Origin of the sequence: Rufibacter sediminis (assembly GCF_014269285.1) — a bacterium.
Classification (GTDB): domain Bacteria; phylum Bacteroidota; class Bacteroidia; order Cytophagales; family Hymenobacteraceae; genus Nibribacter; species Nibribacter sediminis.
The window spans coordinates 209,262-232,116 of the sequence record NZ_JACOAF010000022.1 but is presented as its reverse complement, the minus strand read 5'-3'; the positions used below and the strand labels follow the sequence as shown (position 1 = coordinate 232,116).

13 protein-coding genes are annotated in these 22,855 nt (G+C 50.4%); all 13 read left to right on the top strand.

Translation table 11 applies throughout. The features are described 5' to 3' along the window. The first annotated feature begins 47 nt into the window (after window positions 1–47). The 13 genes from H7U12_RS10110 (at window position 48) to H7U12_RS10050 (ending at window position 22,831) form a co-directional block, all read left to right on the top strand. On the top strand, window positions 48–3,116 hold the full coding sequence (locus H7U12_RS10110) for a T9SS type B sorting domain-containing protein (protein WP_186636917.1): 3,069 nt from the start codon (window positions 48–50) through the stop codon (window positions 3,114–3,116). 14 nt (window positions 3,117–3,130) lie between these two features. Then, window positions 3,131–4,051 (top strand): PorP/SprF family type IX secretion system membrane protein, encoded by a 921-nt coding sequence (locus H7U12_RS10105; RefSeq protein ID WP_186636916.1) that lies wholly within the window; start codon window positions 3,131–3,133, stop codon window positions 4,049–4,051. 186 nt (window positions 4,052–4,237) lie between these two features. Beyond that, complete coding sequence (locus H7U12_RS10100) at window positions 4,238–6,550, top strand: GH92 family glycosyl hydrolase (protein ID WP_186636908.1); 2,313 nt, start codon at window positions 4,238–4,240, stop codon at window positions 6,548–6,550. 163 nt (window positions 6,551–6,713) lie between these two features. After that, window positions 6,714–7,622 carry an ROK family protein gene (locus H7U12_RS10095; RefSeq protein WP_186636904.1) on the top strand — a complete coding sequence of 303 codons (909 nt, stop codon included), beginning with the start codon at window positions 6,714–6,716 and terminating at the stop codon, window positions 7,620–7,622. Window positions 7,623–7,671: 49 nt separating this feature from the next. Continuing rightward, window positions 7,672–8,412 carry a basic secretory protein-like protein gene (locus H7U12_RS10090; RefSeq protein ID WP_186636900.1) on the top strand — a complete coding sequence of 247 codons (741 nt, stop codon included), beginning with the start codon at window positions 7,672–7,674 and terminating at the stop codon, window positions 8,410–8,412. Window positions 8,413–8,505: 93 nt separating this feature from the next. Beyond that, window positions 8,506–10,647 carry a glycoside hydrolase domain-containing protein gene (locus H7U12_RS10085; protein ID WP_206683909.1) on the top strand — a complete coding sequence of 714 codons (2,142 nt, stop codon included), beginning with the start codon at window positions 8,506–8,508 and terminating at the stop codon, window positions 10,645–10,647. A 168-nt stretch (window positions 10,648–10,815) separates the two neighbouring features. After that, window positions 10,816–13,119, top strand: coding sequence for a GH92 family glycosyl hydrolase (locus H7U12_RS10080; protein WP_186636889.1), 2,304 nt, complete (start codon window positions 10,816–10,818; stop codon window positions 13,117–13,119). 80 nt (window positions 13,120–13,199) lie between these two features. Beyond that, the gene (locus H7U12_RS10075) at window positions 13,200–14,321 is read left to right on the top strand and encodes a glycoside hydrolase family 76 protein (RefSeq protein ID WP_186636887.1); all 1,122 of its coding nucleotides are present in this window, start codon (window positions 13,200–13,202) and stop codon (window positions 14,319–14,321) included. Window positions 14,322–14,410: 89 nt separating this feature from the next. Further along, a complete protein-coding gene (locus H7U12_RS10070) occupies window positions 14,411–16,543 on the top strand; it encodes a hypothetical protein (RefSeq protein ID WP_186636885.1) in 2,133 nt (710 codons plus the stop codon). Window positions 16,544–16,598: 55 nt separating this feature from the next. Further along, the gene (locus tag H7U12_RS10065; protein ID WP_186636883.1) at window positions 16,599–19,091 is read left to right on the top strand and encodes a glutaminase family protein; all 2,493 of its coding nucleotides are present in this window, start codon (window positions 16,599–16,601) and stop codon (window positions 19,089–19,091) included. Window positions 19,092–19,211: 120 nt separating this feature from the next. After that, a complete protein-coding gene (locus tag H7U12_RS10060) occupies window positions 19,212–20,246 on the top strand; it encodes a glycoside hydrolase family 43 protein (RefSeq protein ID WP_186636880.1) in 1,035 nt (344 codons plus the stop codon). A 57-nt stretch (window positions 20,247–20,303) separates the two neighbouring features. Continuing rightward, window positions 20,304–21,722, top strand: coding sequence for a glycoside hydrolase family 125 protein (locus H7U12_RS10055; RefSeq protein ID WP_186636876.1), 1,419 nt, complete (start codon window positions 20,304–20,306; stop codon window positions 21,720–21,722). Between the two features lie 68 nt (window positions 21,723–21,790). Beyond that, entirely contained in the window at window positions 21,791–22,831 is a 1,041-nt protein-coding gene (locus H7U12_RS10050; RefSeq protein WP_186636870.1) for a TlpA disulfide reductase family protein, read from the top strand. Window positions 22,832–22,855 lie beyond the last annotated feature (24 nt).

Below are 22,855 nucleotides of genomic sequence, written 5' to 3'. Positions count from 1 at the left end.
TTCTAAAAGAATATTTAGATTTTCCATATATCCTTAAAAAATCATATATGAAACAATTATTACAAATTGTGAGGGTGGCACTTTGTGCGCTGTTTACATTCAGCGTTATCAATAAAGCCACCGCACAGGATGACCTCACGGCAAAAGGGGGGATTCTGACGGTATTTAGAGAGAATGATGGGGGGAAAGATGTCAAGGAAGGATCTCCCAGTGTCATTGATAATGATGCAGGCACAAAGTTTTTGTCGCACTGGCCAGATGCCCAGTGGTTACAGTACCAACTAACAGAACCAGCTGCAGTTGGAACTTACACCCTCGTTTCTGCAGATGATGCCCCAGAACGTGATCCGAAGAATTGGAAATTGGAAGGATCTAACAATGGGACAACCTGGATAGAACTTGATTCACGTACAGGCGAGACATTTTCGGAGCGCTTCCAAACAAAAACCTACCATATAGGTAATACGACTCCTTACACGTACTACCGCCTGAACATCTCGGCTCTGAATGGAGCTGGCACTTTCCAACTGGCCGAATGGCGGCTCTTTGAGGCGGTTCAAAATCCTGATATTACCGCCAGAGGTGGTGTTCTGACTGTATTTAAGGAAAACGATAGAGGCCAGACAGCCGATGAGGGGTCTCCCAAAGTAATTGACAACAATTCTGGCTCAAAGTTTCTATCGAATTGGCCAGGCGAACAATGGATGCGCTTACAGTTAACCGCACCCGCCACAGTGGGAACATATATACTAATCTCAGCTAACGATGATCCAAATAGAGACCCTAAAGACTGGAAACTAGAGGGCTCACAAAACGGAACTGACTGGACGGTATTAGACACCCGTACCGGAGAAATGTTTACTGAACGCTTTCAAACCAAAGCATATACAATTGCCAATAACACTGCTTACGCCTATTATCGGTTAAATATAAGTGCCATTAAAAGTGGTGGCACTTTCCAGCTGGCCGAGTGGCGGCTCTTTGAGGGAGATGCAATTGTAGCACCGTCAGCATTGACTGCATTTAGTACGGCTGGTGATGAAGTTCATCTGACCTGGACTGATTTTAGTGTAAACGAAACAGGATTCGAAGTCGAGCGCTCTTTAGATGGGACTAATTTTGCCAAAATAGCCACTGTAACCGCAAACACAAAAGTATTCTTTGATAGAAACTTAACGCAAAACACCAAATACTACTATCGGGTCAGAACCATAGGAGCAGAGCTAAATTCTAGCTATTCTGTCGTGAGTAGCACCAGAACGCTAAATTATAGTGGTGCTATGGTGGATTTAACTGATAATGGAGGCAAGCTGACTGTTTCTGTAGATAACGGCAATCCTGAGAGAGAAGGTTCTTCTTTTTTCATAGATAATAGTTCTGCAACAAAATACTTAGCGCCTGCAAAGGTGTTTTGGGCACAATACAAATCCACTGCTTCTAATGCAATTGTTACAAAATACGTGATTGTTTCAGCAAATGATTTCCCTGACAGAGATCCAAAAGACTGGACTTTTCAAGGATCAAAAGATGGAACAACCTGGACCGTTCTTGACACGCGCAAAAATCAAGTTTTTACAGGGCGATTTCAGGAAAATGCGTTTTCCTTCAAAAACAATGAGACGTATGAGTATTTCAAATTAGATGTTACTGCTAATAATGGTTCTAGTGGTACCCAGATGTCAGAATGGCAAATTTGGGGAATTCCCCAGAATGCGCCAGCTGTACCTAGTAATTTTAATATTACGAACCCAACGGAAAGTACACTTACCCTCAGTTGGAGCGATGTGGCCAACGAAACAGAGTATGAAATCTGGCGATCAACAGACGGAGCCACTTTCACTAGATTGAATTCAGTTACTGCTGGTACTACCACTTATACTGATACCAATTTGGGTGTGCTAGCCACTTACCAGTATCGGGTAAAAGCAATAAGTGCATCGGGTAATTCTATCTTTTCACCTATCATAAGTGGAACCACTTTGTACGATGAAAGACTGCCCTTGCCAGCCGAAAATCTGGTGGCTACTACCTTGTCAGAAAACCAGGTGAAGTTGGATTGGGTTGATAAGTCAGAAAACGAGACCGAATTTCAGATTGAGCGGTCTACGAACGGAACCTCTTATGCCTTGCTCCAAACTGTTGCCGCTGACGTAACCACCTATACAGACGAAAGGCTTCAATTAGCCACTCGTTATTACTACAGAATAAGGCCAATCAATGAGTACAGTCAATCATCTGGAATCAATGCCCCTTATTCTTCCGTGGCAGAAACAATTACCAGTGGTTCAAACCAAGCGCCTACTTTGGCTGCAATCGCTGATCAGAAAAGTTGTAATGTGGTAGATGCCTATACCCTTCCATTAGAGGGGTTAGCATCTGAGCCAGGCCAGCAGCTGAGCCTCTCCGTTACCACCAACAGAAGCGCCCTCTTCAGTGAGTTATCTGTAAGCAAAGTGGAAAATGGAAAAGCCACTCTTAAATACAAGTTGGTAAAAGGACAGCCCGGAGAAGCTACAGTGACCGTGACTGTGAAAGACGACGGTGGCACCTTGAATAATGGTACCGACACCTTCACCAGAACCTTCAAGATTACTTCTTATGAGTTAAACATGAGCATTGCTGCTAACCGCAATGAAAAAGTACCAAGAGGGGAAACCATCCAGTTGACAGTGACCGGCGAGGAAGGCTACACTTACACCTGGGCAGACGGTCCGGGCATTATCAGCGGACAGAACAGCAATGTGCTCTCTATTAAGCCAACTCAGGGATACGTTTACAAAGTAACTGCCAGCACTGCTGAAGGTTGTACCAGGGAAGCTCAGTTTACCGTGCAGGTAGAGGGTGGCGTGAAATTACAGGCCAACAATATTCTAACTCCTAATGGTGATGGGAAGAACGATGTTTGGGTAATCTGGAACATTAATACCTATCCAGGCAGCAAGTTAAGGGTCTTTGACACTGCTGGTAGAGTTGTGTACGAGACAGAGAACTATGCGAATGATTGGAACGGGACTTACAATGGCTCGCCGTTAGCACAAGGCGTGTACTACTATGTGATTGACTTAGGTTCAGGCATTTCTCCCGCAAAAGGAGCCCTCACTATTCTTCGTGATTAAAAATAGAAAGCCATATGAAAAAGCTATATAATTTAAACAAAGGGCTACCATTATTTCTCCTGATTTTTTGCTGCCTAGCACTGGTGCAGGAGAGTGTGGCCCAGATCAACCCTTTGAAAGCAATCTATTTTCAAAATCAGTACCTGGCTAATCCGGCCATGGCTGGGGTGAATGGTGGGTTAAGGGTAAACCTCCATTACCGCAACCAGTGGGGGAGCATCTCTGATGCTCCTTCCACGGAGGCCATCACGGCAGATTACGGCCTGAGCAACAAAGTAGGCCTTGGCCTGAACCTAGGGCAGAGCCGCGAGGGCTTGCTGAAAAGATCCAGAGCCATGGCTACCTATTCGTATCACCTGCCTTTGAACCAAAGTACCCGCCAGTTGCATTTTGGGTTGTCTGCCGGGGTAGTGAACGAGCAGATTGACATGGACGAGCTGGTGGGCGATGTGGATGACAACACCGTTGCCAGATTCAAAGACCAGGGGCCTTATTTTGAAGGGGAAGTTGGGATTGCCTACACTGATTCGAAGCTCACGATTCAAGGCTCTTTTCCCAATATCAGGGCTTTTCTAGACAAGAGCCTGAATGAAAATAACACTATCAACCGTTCCACCTACTTTGCCGCCGCCAGCTATAAGATTGCCCTTGGTTCCAATGTAGGAGTGGAGCCAAAAGTGGTGTACCGTGGCGTGAAAGGATATGATGATCTCATTGATGCAGGTGCTAACCTAACTTTTGTGGACAATCAGTTCAACGTGTTTGGCATGTATCACAGCTCAGAGAACGTGACCTTCGGCTTCGGGGTAGACGTGAAAAGACGCTTGGCGCTTACCGGGATGTATACCACTGGTTCTCCGGCTCTGGACAATCTTACTGGGGTGAAGGGAAGTTTTGAGTTAGGTTTGAGAGCCTCGCTCTGGAACGCGCAATAAAAAATAGTTTATATTATCGCTTTAAAACGTTTTAGCATTAATTTGCAGAAAACAGCTTAAAAACGTCCGTCCTTCCCCAAACTCCTTAAGGTATGGGGTCTCTGTCAGACGAGCCAGCAAAGCTGAAAGGCTGTTTTCTGCAAATCATCAAATCAAGCTTCAGGCAATATTAAAAGCCTCCATCAAATGAAAAAACTTCTCCTTTGGCTTCTGGTAAGCGCTCCGTTCTTCTCTTCCGCTCAGATCTCTAAAAAAACAGTTGTATCCCCCGTGGACTTGATGAACCCGTTAATGGGCACCGATTCCAAGCCGGAGCTCTCCAACGGGAACACGTACCCGGCGGTGGCGGTGCCCTGGGGCATGAACCTCTGGACGCCGCAGACCGGCACGATGGGTAACGGCTGGGCCTATACCTACGCCGCCGACAAAATCAGGGGCTTCAAGCAGACGCACCAACCTTCGCCCTGGATGAACGATTACGGCCAGTTCGTGATCATGCCGGTGACGGGCAAGATGAAGTTCGATCAGGATGGCCGCGCCAGCTGGTACTCCCACAAATCTGAGACGGCCAAGCCTTACTACTACGGCGTTTACCTGGCCGACCACGACGTAACCGCCGAGCTTACCCCCACCGAGCGCGCCGCCCAGTTCCGGTTCACCTACCCCAAGTCAGACAGCTCGTTCATCGTGATCGATGCGCTGGACAAGGGTTCCTACGTGAAGGTGCTGCCCAAAGAGCGGAAAATCGTGGGCTATACCACCAAATACGCCCGCGGCCCATTGAAGGAGTTCAAAAATCACTTCGTCATCTACGTGGACAAACCTATCGTGCTGGCCCGCACCTTCCGCGGCAAGGCATTAACGGGCAGAGATTCCCTGGAACTCACCTCTAACCATTCGGGCGCAGTGATCGGGTTTAAAACCAGCAAGGGTGAAAAGGTGAATCTGAAAGTCGCTTCTTCTTTCATCAGCCAGGAGCAGGCCGAACTGAACCTGAGCCGGGAGCTGGCGCAAGACAATTTTGATGCTACCATGGCCAAAGCCCGCGACCGGTGGGAGAAAACCCTGGGTCGCATCAAAGTGGAAGGCGGTACCGAGGAGCAGCAACGCACGTTCTATTCCTGCCTTTACCGCACGCTGTTTTTCCCCCACAAAATGTATGAGCTGAACGCCGCTAACAAGGTGGTTCACTACAGCCCGTATACCGGAAAAGTGCACGACGGCTACCGTTTCGCCGGTACTGGTTTCTGGGATACGTTCCGGGCCTTGTATCCTTTCCTGAACCTTATGTACCCTGCTATCAACAAAGAAATGCAGGAAGGGCTCATCAACGACTACAAAGAAGGTGGTTGGTTGCCCGAGTGGTCCAGCCCGGGTTATTCAGACATCATGATCGGGAACAACTCGGCCTCAGTGGTGGCGGATGCCTACATGAAAGGCTTGCGCGGCTATGACATTGAGAAACTCTACGAAGCCCTGGTGCACGGCGCTAACAACGAAGGCCCTATCACCGCCATCGGCCGGAAAGGGGTGGAGTACTACAACAAGCTGGGCTACGTGCCTTATGACGTGAACATCAATGAGAACGCCGCCCGCACCCTGGAGTACGCCTACGATGACTTTGCCATTTACCAATTAGCCAAGGCGCTAAAAAGACCGCAGGCCGAGATCGACCTGTACGCCAAACGCAGCCAGAACTACCGCAACCTCTATGATCCGGCCACGGGCCTGATGCGCGGCAAGAACAAGGACGGCAAGTTCCAAGCACCTTTCAACCCGTTCAAGTGGGGCGATGCTTTCACCGAGGGAAACAGCTGGCATTACTCCTGGTCAGTGTTCCATGACGTGCAGGGCCTCATTGACCTGATGGGCGGCAAACAGAACTTCGTGAAGAAACTGGACTCGGTGTTTACCTTGCCTCCGGTGTTTGATGACTCTTACTACGGCGGTGTGATCCACGAAATCCGGGAGATGCAGATCGCCAACATGGGCCAGTACGCGCACGGCAACCAGCCTATCCAGCACATGACGTACCTGTACAATTTCGCCGGAGAGCCGTGGAAAACCCAGTACTGGGCCCGCGAGACCATGAACCGCATGTACAAACCAACTCCGGACGGCTATTGCGGCGACGAGGACAACGGCCAGACCTCGGCCTGGTACGTGTTCAGCGCCATGGGCTTCTACCCGGTTTGCCCCGGCACCGACCAGTACGTATTAGGTGCACCGCTCTTCCCCAAGATGACCCTGGAACTGGAGAACGGCAAGAAGGTGGAGATTGAGGCACCCAACAACAGCAAAGACAACCTCTACGTGCAGGACCTGAAACTCAACGGCAAGAAGCACGAGAAGAATTGGGTTGGTCACTATGAATTATTGAAAGGCGCCAAACTGCGCTTCGATATGGGGGATAAGCCCAACACCAAGCGCGGAACCGAGGAGAGTGCCTTCCCTTACTCGTTCTCCAAACCGCAGTACGTCACCCAGAACGGGAAATAAGGAGAAGAAAATCTTTCTAATGTTTCGAGCTGGAAGCCGGTCTCCTGTTCAAAGTGGGAGACTGGCGAAATTAAAAGAATAGCAAAAGTCCATCCTAAGTAAGGCAAAGAGAAGGTTTCTGTAACCGGAGCATGGCTTTCATCAGGTGCAAAATCAACAGTATATGAATCATACAACAGTAGTGGGCATTGATGTGGGAGGCTCACATATCTCCGCAGCCCTTGTGGACATGGAAACGAGTGCCCTCGTGTCAGGCAGCTATGTCAGGAGGGAAATAAACACGCAGGGCTCCGTAGAGGAAATCATTGACAATTGGTGTGACGTCATTCAGCAAGCCCAGAAGTTTGACGGGACTTCCTCCGGTAAAATCGGGATTGCCATGCCGGGTCCGTTTGATTATCCCAATGGCGTTTCCCTTATCAAGGACCAGAATAAATACGACATCCTCTACAAACTGAATGTAAAGGAATTATTGGCAGAAAAGCTTTTAGTGCAGGCAGACGATATCCGGTTTCTGAACGATGCCGAATGTTTCCTGCTGGGCGAAGTTTTCTGCGGCGCCGCCCAGGGCGTAGAACAAGTACTGGGTCTAACCTTAGGTACCGGTTTGGGTTCGGCCTGGTGCCACCACGGCAAAGTGGAAGACGCTGACCTGTGGAACTCGCCCTTCAAAGAAGGCATCGCAGAGGATTACCTTTCTACCCGCTGGTTCGTGAACCGGTTCCGGGAGCTTACCGGGCAGGAAGTGAAAGGCGTGAAAGAACTGGTTGATCTGGCTTCCCAGAACCCTACCGTGCAAACTGTTTTCAATGAGTTCGGGCGGAATTTGGCCGATTTTATAAAATTGGCCGTGAAACCCCTGGGTGCGGTTATGGTGGTGATTGGCGGCAACATCTCAAAAGCCTATCCGCTGTTCTCCGGGGAGCTGGAGAAGCAGCTGCAAAATGAAGGTTTATCCATCCCCATCCGGGTAGCCGAGCTAGGAGAGGAGTCAGCCCTGATCGGGGCGGCGAGCTCCTGGAAAGGCAGCCTGCTGGAGAAAGAGGAAGCCGCCAGCGCCTTAAGGAAATAGAGTTAGTTCTGCCCTTAGAAGTATTTTACTCATAATATCCCCTATCCTTATGAAACGATTTTTAATAGGTTCTTTGCTGGTTCTTGGTTCCGTTACCGCTGCTTGTGCGCAGGGCCCAAATCAGGAGAAAAACAAAGACCGCATTGATGACTGGATGTACATCGGGAATTACATCAGCAAAGATTCTGTCACCAAAGGTCCTTACACGCTTGTATTCTACAACCGTGACCAGGCGTTTGCGCATCAAGGCGAGCAGATCAAAAACCGGATGATCGATACTTTCTTCAAAGTCTATCCCAAGGAAGCGGCTCGGTTCAACCCTAACACCACCAAGAAAGTCACTTTCATCATTGACCCGGCCTACCAGGGAGTAGCGGCCGCCAGCGACGGCATTATCCGGTACAGCCCGCTCTGGATGTTACAACACCCCGGCGACATTGACGTGGTCACGCATGAGGTATTTCATTTGGTGCAAGCCTACCCTAATGAGGCAGGCCCGGGCTGGCTCACCGAAGGCATCACTGATTACGTGCGCTATAAATTTGGCGTAGACAATGCCGGCGGAGGCTGGTCTTTGACGCCGTTTAATCCACAGCACCACTACACCAACAGCTACCGCATCACCGGCCGTTTTCTGGCTTGGCTGGAAAAGAACAATAATCCGAAGATAGTGGACAGCCTGGACGCCGCCCTCCGGAAAAACACCTACACGCCTGAACTGTGGGTGAAACTGACCGGCAAAACTGTGGATGAACTGTGGCAGCAATACGCCGCCAACCCAGCCTTGTAAGCAGAAACCAAACCTTCTAAACCGAAGCTTTTCAGAGGAAAGGTAATTTCTTGAAAACAGGCCCAAAACGCTACTGCAAAACAATGTTGCTGGATGTTGAGAAGCCTTCCATTAATGCCCCGAGGATATAGAATGAGACTTTTGACTTTCTGTTTTACTGTGTTTTTCTTCTGTTCCTGCTCTGTTCAAAAGACGGAGAAGGGAACCTCGTTTTCGGGGCCTTTTGGGAAAAACACCGCCAAAACGGAGTTAGTAAATGTCTTCCTGGGTTCCTCCGGTGACCATGGGCAACTGTCTCCGGCAGCGTCTTATCCCTTTAGCATGATGAGCATCGGGCCGCAGACGTATCCTACTACGCACATGGGGTATGAATATCTTGCTAAAACGTTTTTAGGGTTTACATTGAACCGTTTTGAAGGTGTTGGCTGTGAGGGAAGCGGTGGCAATATCCTCCTCAAACCCTTCTTGGGAAAAGACCCGAAAGCCTCTACGCTTACTAAAGTATCGGAAACGGCCGGACCCGGATTTTACCAGGTGGGCTTCTCCAACCAGATCAAAGCCGAGATGACGGTCTACAAAAAATCGGGTTTGCAGCGATACCAGTTTCCGGCCGGGGAGAAGGGCATTTCTATTGACCTAAGCCATGCCTTTGTGAATCGGTTTGTAGCTGAGGAACATTCTATGGATGGTAGTTCTGTGAGCGGCTGGATCGATTCTAAAACCACCTGTAGCGCGGGCACCTATCGGCTGTATTATTACCTGAGATTCCGGCAACCGGTGCAATGGTCTCAACAAGGTAAACACCAGCTAATTGCTACGTTGCCCACTGATCAGAAAGTGGCGGAAATTGAGATTGGCTTCTCTTCGGTGGATGTCTCTTATGCCAAAGCTTCTCTGGAAACAGGTTCTTTTGAGGAAATCAAGCTGAAAACCGCCCAGGATTGGAACCAGATGTTAGGGCATATCCAGGTGAAGGGGGATCCAGAAAGAGAGAAGCTTTTTTACTCTTTATTGTACCGTACGTTGCAGTCGCCCTACGTAGTCTCAGAGAACGATGGAACCTACCGAGCCACGGATGGTACAAGACAAACTTCTCAGACACAGGTCTATAATGGTTGGTCTATCTGGGACAACTACAAAACGCAGCTTCCTTTACTGTCATTGGTGTATCCAGACCAGTTCCGGAACATCGCGTCATCCATTGCCAACTTGTACCGCTTCGGCAAGAAAGACTACGCCACCGCGCATGAGCCGTCCAATACCGTGCGAACCGAGCACGCCATTGTGGTGCTGCTGGATGCTTACCGCAAAGGATATCCGCTGAAAGTCCAATCCATCTGTGACTCACTGGTGCAGGAGGTAAACAAACTGGATTACTCTCGTCCAGACAAAACGTTGGAGTCTTCCTATGACGCCTGGGCTTTGTCGCAGATTCTAGCGGAACTGGGCCAAAAAGACTTGAGCAAGAGATACCGGCAAAAAGCGCTGGAATACAAAACTTACTGGAACAAAGACTTTAAAGACCTTACCCGACCTGATGTGGATCGGATGTCGGTTCGGGGCATGTACCAGGGCACGGTCTGGCAGTACCGGTGGTCGGTGCCCTTTGACGTGAAAGGTTTGATTGGGCAAACCGGCGGTAAGGAGGCTTTTGTGCAGCAACTGGATGAGTTCTTCGGGCGGGATCTGTTTAACCGGGCCAACGAACCAGACCTGCAGGTGCCCACGCTATACAATGCCTCTGCAGAGCCTTGGAAAGCCCAGGCCCTGATGCACAAGCTGGCGGTAGATACCGTGGTGCAGCATTATTTCAATGACAACAGCCGGGGGATTGGTTCTTACGTAGGACCCATTTTCAAAAACCAACCGGCCGCTTACCTCAGAACCATGGACGATGACGCCGGTGCTATGTCCTCGTGGTTTGTGTTTGCGGCGACGGGCGTGTACCCCGCCGCCGTGGGCTGGCCGGTGTACTACCTGCACGTCCCCCTGTTTGAAAAGGTGGCATTCAACTGGCCGGATGGCAAAAGTTTTTCCATCGAAGTCAATGACCATACGGCAAAGGCCTGCTACGTGAAAGAAGCCTACCTGAACGGAGAGAAACTGACCCGCAACTGGCTCACCCACGATGAAATCACCAGGGGTGGGAACCTGACGATTGTGGCTTCCAGCACCCCGGAGAAAACCTGGGGCGTGGAGAACCAGTGGGTGTCCAAAATGGAGGCAACCGAATAGGACCAAATAGTCTGTAGGGCTTGTGCCTGGCACTTCCTGACCAGATCTCATAGATATATATTGCCACCCGTAGTGGTTTTTAGCCTGTTTTCTGAAAACCATTGGGAAAACGGCTTGGCTTACTCCTGATTTCGCTTACGCTTTCCATATCCTTTATTGAAAACACAGATGAAATTAAGATTCCTCTTCTTCCTCTTTCTTTGGCTTTGCAGCGCCTCAAGCTTTGCAGGGACACCCAGCCTGGTGCAGTATGTGAACACCTTGCAGGGTACCAATTCTTCCTTTGACCTGACTCGCGGCAATACCTACCCCACCACCGCGCTGCCGTTTGCAATGCACACTTGGACGCCTCAAACCGGCCAGAACGGCGACGGCTGGAAATACCAATATTCCAAAAACACCATCAGAGGATTTCAGCAGGCGCACCAGTGCAGTTCCTGGTCCAATGACTACGCAGTTTTCTCCTTGATGCCGGTGATCGGGAAACTGGAGGTGCACGAAGACAAGCGAGCCACCAAATTCAGCCACGCCAACGAGGTCGCAAAACCGCACTACTACAAAGTAAAACTAGACAACAACATCACCACCGAGATGTCTCCTACGGAGCGGGGAGTGCACGCTCGTTTCTCGTTCCCTAAAACCGAAGGATCTTACATCGTGCTGGATGGCTACACCGGCGCCAGCATGGTGAAGATCATCCCTAAGGAGCGGAAAATCATTGGCTATGTGCACAACGGCCGCGGGCTGAAGGACAACTTCAAGAGCTATTTCGTAATCGTTTTTGACAAACCGTTCATCAGCCAGGGAACCTGGGAAAACAAAGAAGGCAAGATCTCCGCAGGCAATTTGTCTGGCGAAGGGCAAGGCGTTGGCGCGTACGTGCAGTTTAAAGACGGCGAAAAAGTACAGGCGAAAGTAGCCTCCTCGTACATCAGCCCGGAGCAGGCCGAACTTACCTTAAGCAGAGAACTAGGCAAGCACAAGAAGCTGGAAGACACCAAAGCCGCCGCCGAGGCAGTCTGGAACAAGCACCTGAGCCGGGTGATGGTAGAGGGTGGCACCGAGGAAGAGAAAGCCACGTTCTATTCCTGTTTTTTCAGGGCCAGCCTGTTTTCGCGCCAGTTTTTTGAATACGACAAAGACGGCAAGCCTTACTACTTCAGCCCGTATGACGGCAAAGTGCACGAGGGCTACATGTACACCGATACCGGTTTCTGGGACACCTTCCGGGCGCAGTTTCCACTGAACTCTATCCTGCACCCCACCATGCACGGCCGCTACATGGTGGCCCTGCTAGATGCCAAGGACCAGTGCGGTTGGTTGCCTTCCTGGTCGTTTCCCGGCGAGGCGGGCAGTATGATCGGGAACCACGCCATTTCCCTGCTCACCGATGCCTGGGTGAAAAACATCCGCACCTTCGACCCCAAGCGCGCCTTAGACGCTTATTACCACGAAGCCACGAACAAAGGTCCCTGGGGACCGGCCAACGGACGCGAAGGCTGGAAAGATTACTACACGCTAGGCTACGTTTCCATGCCCCGTCACGGCGAAGCCACCGCGAAAACCCTGGAATACGCCTACGACGATTTCTGCGGCTACCAACTGGCCAAACTCACTGGTCACTCTTTCTATGAGCAGCTCTTCGCCCGGAATATGTACAACTACAAAAACGTGTATGACCCCGGCACCGGGTTCATGCGCGGCCGCAAGGAAAACGGCGAGTGGCTGCCCAATTTCGACCCGGTGGAATGGGGCGGCCCTTTCACCGAGGGCAACGCCTGGCACTGGCAGTGGTCGGTGTTCCAGGATATCCAAGGGTTGATTAAACTAATGGGCGGCGAGAAGCGGTTCACGGCCAAATTAGACTCGGTGTTCAGTGTACCCAATACCGTGAAAGTAGGTTCTTATGGTCGAATGATCCACGAGATGACCGAGATGGTGATGGCTAACATGGGCCAGTACGCCCACGGCAACCAGCCCATCCAGCACATGCCGTACCTCTACAATTATGGCGGCGAGCCCTGGAAATCGCAGGAGAAAGTGCGCATGGTCATGGATCGTCTGTACAACTCCACCGAGAACGGCTATCCCGGCGATGAAGACCAAGGCCAAACCTCTTCCTGGTACGTGCTGAGCGCCCTGGGCATCTACAGCGTGTGCCCCGGCACCGATCAATATGTCATCGGAAGCCCGGTGTTCCAGAAAGCCACTGTCACGCTGGAGAACTGCAAAAAGTTCACCGTGGAAGCCAAGAATAACAGCAAACAGAACGTGTACATCCAGTCGGCTACGCTCAACGGCAAGCCTTATGACCACAACTATATCCGGCACGCAGATATCACCGCCGGCGGAACCTTGAGCTTTGTCATGGGCGACAAACCAGCCTTGAACCGAGGTGTTAAAGAGGAAAACAAACCTTTCTCTCTATCTGCTCCTGGCCCAGGACCGGAGATAGAATTAGGCAAAAAATAGGGCTTGTCTGAAGACATCGCCGCAGCGGGTGGGTTCAATTGGGAAGCGCATCTAATCAATCAACATGTAAATTCTAGAAGATGAAAAAGCTACAATATTTTACTTTGGCCGCGTTGGTGCTGCTGTTCCTTGGTTGCGGGAGCGAGAAAGAAGAAGAGGAGGAAGTAATTCCTACCAAGCCCACCGAAACGGCTTCTTTCACCGCAGCTGATGTAACCACTGCCTATACTGCGTTTAACGCCCATTTTTACAATCCGGAGGCAAAACTGTATTACAGCACTTCGGCTAAGACAGGTTTAGGTGCCATCTGGACGCAGGCCATTTACTGGGACATCGCCATGGACGCTTACAACCGCACCAAAGACGTTAACCAGCTGAAGTTGGTGAATGACATGTACCAGGGCGGCTTTCAGGAATACGACGGCTATAACTGGAACAACACCACCGAATGGTTTATCTACGATGACATGATGTGGTGGATCATTTCGTTGGCCAGAGCGCACCAGATCACCGGAAACCAAGTGTATCTGGACAAAGCCAAAGAAGGGTTCCAAAACGTTTGGGGCAGATCCTATGATCCGGTAAACGGCGGCATGTTCTGGAATTTCGCCAAAGACGGCAAGAACGCCTGCATTAATTACCCCACGGTCATTGCCGCCATGGAGCTCTACAAGATCACCAAAGACGAGCAGTACCTGGACAAAGCCAAGAATATCTACGCTTGGTCAAGGGCCAATCTCTTCAACAATGGCCGGGTGGCCGATAACATTCACGTGGCCCAAGGCAATGTAGGCTGGAGCGATTATACCTACAACCAGGGAACCTGCATTGGGGCCGCCGTGATGCTGTACAAAGCCACCGGCACAGAGTCTTACCTCACCGATGCCAAATTGGCCGCCGATTACACGAAGCAGAAAATGAGCGATGCCAAGGGAATCCTGCCCGCCGAGGGCGACTGGAACGAGCAAGGGGTGTTGAAAGCTATTTTCGGGCGCTACATTATGATGCTCATCAAAGACGCGAACCAGCCCCAGTACCTGCCCTGGATTCAGGATAACATCACCCTTGCTTGGAAAAATCGGGACAAGACGCGGGATCTCACTTTCAGGGACTACCGGGTGGCTTGCCCAACTGGCACTATCCAGTCCTATGAGGCTAGCAGCGTGGTGGGCATGATGCAGGTGTGCCCTCCCAAGGAATAGCTTGAGTTTACCTAAACGCTTTCAACCGTAACCCCATGGTCCTGAAATCAAGAGTTGCTTTTTTTCTGAGTGGTGCCCTGCTATTGGGAATGACGAGTTATGCACAGCAGAAAGCCCCCAAACCCGATGGCGAGAAAACCGCTTTCCAGATTGCCGATGCCTGGGCGGCGGACTATGATGTGCGCTCAGATGTGGCGATTGTCTACGGCATTAATGATGCAGGCGGTGACTTTGAGGGCCGCGTGAAAAGCTGGCGCGACAAAGGCTACAAAGTACATTTCATGACCGGCATCGCTTGGGGAGAGTACCAGGACTACTTCACCGGAAAGTACGACGGCAAAACCCACTGGGAAGACGGCCAGGTGATGAAGAACGGCGAGACCATCTGGCACGGCAAAGACGTGCCCTACGTGGTACCCTCGGCCACCTACCTCACCTATATGAAGGAGCTGGTGAAAAGAGCCATTGATGCCGGAGTCACCGCCGTGCACCTGGAGGAACCGGAGTTCTGGGCCCGCGCCGGTTATGGGCCTTCTTTCAAAAAAGAATGGGAAAAACAGTACGGCTTCCCCTGGATGGCGCAGGACGAATCTCCCGAGGCGACCTACCTTTCCTCCAAACTGAAATACCAGCTCTACTTCAACGCCCTGAAAGAGGTGTTCGCCTATGTGCGGTCCTACAGCCAAAGCAAGGGTGTTACCGTCAAGTGTTACGTGCCCACGCACTCGCTCATCAACTATTCCTCCTGGGCCATAGTGAGTCCGGAAGCCAGCCTGGCGAATCTGGAGGGAATGGACGGCTATATTGCGCAGGTCTGGACGGGTACCTCTCGGGAGCCTATCCACTTCAACGGCGTCCTGAAGGAGCGCGTGTTTGAGAATGCCTTCCTGGAGTACGGCTCCATGGTGTCCATGACCGCGCCCACCGGCCGCAAAATGTTTTTCCTCACCGATCCTATTGAAGACCGCCGCCAAACCTGGGACGACTACAAACGAAACTACGAAGCCACGTTCACCGCGCAACTGCTGTACCCCACGGTGGCTTCCTATGAGGTGATGCCCTGGCCCAAGCGCATTTACCTGGGTAAGTTCAAGATGGAAAACAGCAATGAAACGCAGCCCATCCCCAGAACCTACGCCACCCAGATGCAGGTGATGGTGAATTCCCTCAACGACATGCCCCTGTCCTCAAACCAGGTGAGCGGCACTAAAGGCATTGACATCCTGCTGGCCAATTCCATGATGTTCCAGCGGTTCCCCACGCACAAAGGCTATGAAGACCCGCAGCTTTCTAACTTCTACGGCATGGTGATGCCCCTCCTGAAACAGGGCATTCCGGTAGGCACGGTGCACATGGAAAACCTGGGCCTGGATCAAACCCTGAAGAACACCAAAGTACTCATCATGAGCTACGCCAACATGAAACCAATGTCGCCTGTTTCACACGAGATTTTGGCTAAATGGGTCAAAAACGGCGGCGTGTTGGTGTACGTGGGTCGGGACCAGGACCCATTTCAGACGGTAAAAGAATGGTGGAATACGGGAGGCAAAACCTATAAGGTGCCTTCAGAACACCTCTTGGAGCAGCTAGGTATTTCCGAGGCTTCAGGGAAGCAAAGCTATGCAGTGGGCAAAGGAAAAGTGTACCTCCTGCGCCGCGATCCCAAAGAACTGGTGCTGCAAGCTAAGCAGGATACCGATTTCATCTCTTTGGTGAAAAACGCCTACGAAACGGATGCCAAAGCAGGAAAGGTCACTACAAAGAACCACTTCCTTCTGCAACGCGGGCCCTATGACATTGCCGCGGTTCTAGACGAAAGCATGGGTGATGCTCCCTTGAGAATACCGGGTCCAGTAGTGGATTTGTTTGACCCTGCGTTGCCGGTCTTGCCCGAGAAAATAGTGAAGCCCGGACAGCAAGCCTACCTCTATAACCTCACCCGCCTGAAAAACAAAAAAGAACCCGCAGTGCTGTGTGCCGCCTCTCGGGTGTACGAAGAGAAGAAAGGCAAAACGGCTTATTCCTTCCTGACCAAAAGCCCTTCCAACACCAGAAACGCCATGCGCATGGTACTTCCCGCTGAACCCAAGACCATCACCCTTACCGATGCCGGAGGACAGAAACTCACCGACGTGCAGACGGCCTGGCACAAAGAGACCAACACCTACCTGGTGCAGTTCGAAAATGACAGCAAAGGCATAAAGGTGCAGGTGAATTGGTAAGCCTGCCCATCCAAGATTTCCTATTGATAATCAATCCAACGTTATATCTGCTTTTATGAGAAAAATCGGCGTATTTCTATTTCTCTTCTGGTTGCCGCAGGTGGTGCTTCAGGCGCAAAACCTACGGGCACCGGCTTACCCTTTGGTCACGCATAATACCTATTTTAGTGTATGGTCTTTTGGCGATGAATTGGCAAAATCGCCCACAAAACACTGGACCGGGCAGGAGGCTGCCCTCACCGGAATGGTGAAAGTAGATGGGCAGGTGTACCGTTTCCTGGGCAAGGAAGCCAAAGCCTACCGTACCGTGGTGGCGGCCGCCGATGAGAAGCCGTATTCGTTCACCTACACAGAGAATGAGCCCGGAGCCGGTTGGATGAACCCCCAATTTAATGCCGCCTCCTGGAAAACCGGAGCCGCTCCGTTCGGAGATGATAAAGCCCGCGCTAAGACCCTCTGGGAAAGCAGCAACCTATGGGTGCGCAGAACTTTCTCCCTGGACGATGCAGGCACCGAAAACCTGTACCTAAAACTGAGCCATGACGACAACGTGGAAGTGTATTTGAACGGCGAGGAAGTGTACCGCCTTTCCGGCTGGACCCACAAATACGAGTACATTCCGCTGCCTGCCGCCATCGCTAAAAAGCTGAAGAAAGAAGGAAACGTGTTGGCCATTCACGTGGCCAATACCGCCGGTGGCCGCTGGTTAGATGCTGGGATTGTACGGGAAGAAACGTCTAAAGCCTATGCCAAAGTGACGCCTGCCGTGCAGAAAAGCGTGCAACTGAACGCTACCCAAACCATTTACCAGTTCACCTGCGGAAAAGTGGACGTCACCGCTACCTTCACTTCGCCGTTGCTGCTGAACAACCTGGACGTGCTGGCCCGCCCGGTGACCTATGTTTCGGTGAAGACCAAGTCAAACGACAAGGCCGCGCATGACGTGCAGTTGTACTTTGGAGCTTCGTCAGATCTGGCCGTGAATACCCCGGAGCAGGAAGTCATAAGCCAGGAGTACACTTCAGAAAAACTTTCTATTCTGAAAGCCGGTACCAAAGAGCAACCCATGCTCCAGAAAAAAGGAGACAACGTGCGCATTGACTGGGGCTATCTGTATGTAGCGGTTCCGGCGGCTGCCAAAGCCGTTCAGTACGTGTCGCCGGTAGGCAAAGAAGCGACTCCGTTTATCTCCGCCTCAGTTGGTAATCCGCAGAACACGCAGGAGGGAAGAAGCCTGGTTTTGAGCACCATTGTGCCGTTGGGTAAAGTAGGGACTACCGCCAAAGAGCAGGTATTCATGCTAGGGTACGATGAACTGTACTCAGTGCAATATTTCAAGCAGAACCTGAAGCCGTGGTGGAAAAACAATGCCTCGGCTACCATTGAAAAGCAACTAGCGCAGGCCTCCACCGACTACGCGAAAATTATTCAGCAGTGCCAGGCCTTTGACAAACAGATGTACCAGGATGCCGAAAAAGCAGGTGGCAAAGAATACGCTGATTTATGCGAATTAGCCTATCGTCAGGCCATCTCGGCGCACACGTTGGTGAAAAGCCCAACCGGCGAGACTTTATTTTTGTCCAAAGAGAACTTCAGTGGTGGGTTCATTAACACGGTAGATGTGACCTATCCTTCCGCGCCTTTGTTCCTGGCCTATAACCCAGAACTGTTGAAAGGCATGCTGAATGGCATCTTCTATTACAGCGAGAGCGGACAATGGAAGAAGCCGTATCCGGCCCATGATTTAGGAACCTATCCGGTGGCAAACGGCCAGATTTACGGCGAGGACATGCCTGTAGAGGAAGCTGGGAACATGCTTATTCTGGCGGCTGCCATCGCGAAAGTGGAAGGCAACGCCAACTACGCCCAAAAGCACTGGCAAACTTTAACCACCTGGGCCGAATACCTGAAGAAAAGCGGTTTTGACCCCGAGAACCAATTGTCCACTGATGATTTTGCCGGGCACCTGGCCCGTAACGCGAACCTTTCGGTGAAAGCCATTGAGGCTCTGGCCGCTTACGGCATGATGGCAGGCATGTTGGGCAAAGCCGATGTGGCCAAACAATACACCAACGACGCCAAAGAGATGGCGCAGAAATGGATGAAACTGGCCCAGGACGGAGACCATTACACCTTAGCCTTTGAGAAACCTGGCACCTGGAGCCAAAAATACAACCTCGCCTGGGACACGATCCTGGATTTGAACATCTTTCCGGAAAACGTGCGGAAAACGGAGGTGAAGTATTACCTCACCAAGCAAGGCACCTACGGCTTGCCGCTGGACAGCCGCAAAACCTACACCAAGTCTGACTGGATTGTCTGGACCGCTACCCTCGCCGATAACCCCCAGGATTTCAAAGCCATCATTGCCCCGGTTTGGAAATACGCGAACGAAACTCCGGCCAGAATTCCCATTAGTGACTGGCACGAGACCACCAATGCTGAGGTGCCTAACTTCAGGGCCCGTTCAGTAGTGGGCGGTTACTTCCTGAAATTGCTGGAGCAGAAGTTGGACAACGGATCGCTGCAGAGTTCCAATGCCAAATAGATTCTGTTTATTCTCCTGTAAAACAGTCCGCTACAATGCCTATTTTGTAGGACTTTAATCCTCAATTAAGCTGCCTTCCGGAAAAGGGCAGGTAGCTTTTCTAAATTTTCACGTACGACTATGCCTTTACAAGTATCGCTTAAAAAGTTAGTTCTCTTTAGTCTTCTGTCTGCTGCGTTTCTGCCGGCTTTTTCCCAAAACGTCCCTAAAACAGCTTCTAAGAAAGCGGCCAAAACCAATGAAAAAACCACCTCGGGCAATCCGGTTTTCCCTGGTTGGTACGCCGATCCGGAGGGGGCCATCTTCGGGAAGAAGTATTGGATTTACCCCACCTTTTCGGCGGTTTATGAGAAGCAGGTGTTCTTTGATGCCTTCTCATCCCCGGATCTGGTGAACTGGACCAAGCACGCCCGCATCCTGGACACCACAGGGGTGAAATGGGCGCATAAAGCCATCTGGGCCCCGGCCGTAGTGGAGAAAAAAGGCAAGTACTTCCTGTTTTTCGGGGCGAACGATATCCAGAGCGATAATGAAGTAGGAGGCATCGGCGTAGCCGTCTCCGATAAACCGGAAGGCCCTTTCAAAGATTATCTGGGCAAGCCGCTGATCGACAAATTCCACAACGGTGCCCAGCCCATTGACCAGTTCGTGTTCAAAGACAAAGACGGGCAATACTACATGATCTACGGCGGTTGGCGGCACTGCAACATCGCCAAGTTGAAGGATGATTTCACCGGCTTCACGCCCTTTGAAGACGGAACCACTTTTAAGGAAATCACGCCTGAGGGCTATGTAGAAGGTCCTTTCATGTTTGAGAAGAACGGCAAGTATTACTTCATGTGGTCAGAAGGCGGCTGGGGCGGACCTGACTACCGCGTGGCCTACGCCATTGCTGATTCTCCCATGGGACCTTTCAAGCGCATCAGCACCATTCTGGCGCAAGACCCGCAGGTAGCCACCAGCGCCGGGCACCACTCCATCATGCATGATCCCAAGTCAAAGGACTGGTACATTGTCTACCACAGAAGACCCCTGGGCGATACCGGTAGGGACCATCGGGTGACCTGCATTGACCGCATGACCTTTGACGAGAAAGGCTTTATCCAGCCAGTTAAAATCACGAAGGAAGGCGTAACGAAGCAGAAAATCAAATAGGCTTACCTAGGAAACAGGAGAAGTTAATTCAATCGATATTCAAACAATTCAACCTACATGAACAGGAGAACTTTCATCCAAAGCTCGGCCGTTTTAGGCGCAGGAGCCGTCATTGCCCCCATGTCTTTATTCGCCTCAACCGCTGATTTTCCGGTGGTGCGGGTTCCGGCGGCCAAGCGTAACTTCCAGAGCAAATCCGTGGAGGCAGCTATCAAGGAGTTTCGGAAGAATGTGAAGGACAAAGAACTGGGCTGGCTGTTTGAGAACTGTTTCCCCAGCACGCTGGACACCACCGTGACCTACCGAAACAACAATGGCAAGCCCGATACTTACGTCATCACCGGCGATATTGACGCCATGTGGATGCGCGACAGCTCGGCCCAGATGTGGCCGTACCTCCAGTTCCTGAAGAAGGACGAGCCGCTGCGGCAATTGGTGGCCGGCGTCATCAATCGACAAACTACCTATGTTCTGAAAGATCCGTATGCGAATGCGTTCTACGGTGATGAAAACAAGGTAGGGGAGTGGAAGACGGATTTAACCAACATGAAGCCTGGGGTGCACGAGCGCAAGTGGGAGATTGATTCCTTGTGTTACCCCATCAGGCTGGCTTATCATTACTGGAAGGCAACCGGCGACACCAAGCCGTTTGATGCCCAATGGCAGCAGGCCATCAAAACCATTCACAAAACCTTTAAAGAACAGCAACGAAAAGAGAACCTGGGTCCTTACAAATTCCAGCGCGTCACCCATGCCCCCACTGATACGTTGCCCATGGGCGGTTACGGTTTTCCGGTAAAACCCGTGGGCTTGATCTGCTCTGCATTTAGGCCCAGCGATGACGCCACCATTTATTCCTTCCTGGTTCCTTCTAATTTCTTTGCGGTGGTGAGTTTACGGCAAGCCGCCGAGATGATGAACGCCATCGCCAAAGACAAGGGCACCGCAGATGCTTTGCTGAGCATGGCTTCGGAGGTGGAGAAAGCCTTGCAAACCCACGCAGTGGTGGATCATCCGCAGCACGGCAGAATTTACGCTTTTGAGGTAGACGGTTTCGGGAATAGTTACTTCATGGACGATGCCAACGTGCCTAGCCTCTTGTCTTTGCCGTATCTGGGAGCCTTGCCCGTTTCTGACCCGATTTACCAAAACACGCGCAAATACATTCTGTCAGAGGACAACCCCTTCTTCTTTAAAGGCAGCGCCGCCGAGGGAATTGGCGGTCCGCACGTGGGGCAGGACATGATCTGGCCCATGGCCATCACCATGCGCGGCCTCACCTCCACCGATGCTCAGGAAGTGAAAACCTGCATTGAATCCCTGAAAAAGACCCACGGCGGGACCGGCTTCATGCATGAGTCTTTCCACAAGAATGACCCCAAAAACTTCACACGCTCCTGGTTTGCCTGGGCTAATACGCTCTTCGGGGAGTTCCTCTGGAAAACGTACCAGGATAATCCTAAGCTTTTGGCTTAGCAAAGAGGCACAAGTTATCCGTGAATTTATAAGATTGACAAATCTGCTAACATAAATAGGTTGGTTTTATGCTGCAATATCTTTCTGTTCTCTTATTGTTTTACTATAATCAACTTATTGTTCAAAATTCATTTGCCATTAAAGGGTCATTCAAAGACTATGATGGGGTGATTTATCTGAACTATAATAACATGACAGATAGTGCTTTTGTAAGAAATGGCATCTTCGCATTTACAGGTGATATTGACCTTCCCATTCCAGCGAGTCTAATAACAAAAGATTCTAGGCAGGTTTACTATAATGAGTTTGTTTTAGAACCAGGTGAATTGAATGTCCAGGTAGATACGACAACAAAGAATTTTAATGGGAAATTAATTTACAGTGTCAATTCAACGGTTTTAGGAGGTGGAAAGACAAACGCTTTGCTTGATTCTTTTTATAATTCTTTCGCCGCGAACAGAAGCAGTTTAGAACATAAAAGTATTACCGATAAAAAACAGAAATATATCCAAGCACTTAGAGGGTTTGTAAGCCAATATCCCAAAGAAATGGCTTCAATGATTCTCATTGAACAAGCAAGCCCTGGATTTTCTCAGCAAGAACTGATCTCTTTTTATGAGGCTTTTGATGTAAAGGCCAAGAACAGTTATTATGGGGTAAGGCTTAAAAAGATTATTGATAAAAATAATAAGGCTGTTGTTAAAACACCAATCAAGGATTTTGCCCAAACTGATTTGCATGGTAAGCTTATTTCAATAAGCAGCCTTCGGGGTAAATGGGTTCTTGTAAATTTTTGGGCCTCTTGGTGTCTTCCATGTAGACAAGAAAATCCTAACCTGATAAGGATATATCAAAAATATAAAAGTAAAGGATTTGAGGTTTTAGGAGTGTCTTTGGATGCTAACCAAAAGAATTGGTTAAAGGCTGTTGAACAAGACAAGTTAACTTGGTTGAATGTTTCAGATTTAAGAGGAAGTCAAAATGAAGTGGCTCTCCTGTTTAATGTAGAAGTTATACCTGACAATATTTTGATTGACAGAGAAGGCAGAATCATCGCAAAAAAGATAAGCTCTGAAGAATTAGAGCAGCTTCTTAATAACGTTTTTTGATCTGACTTCTTCATCGCGAATTGC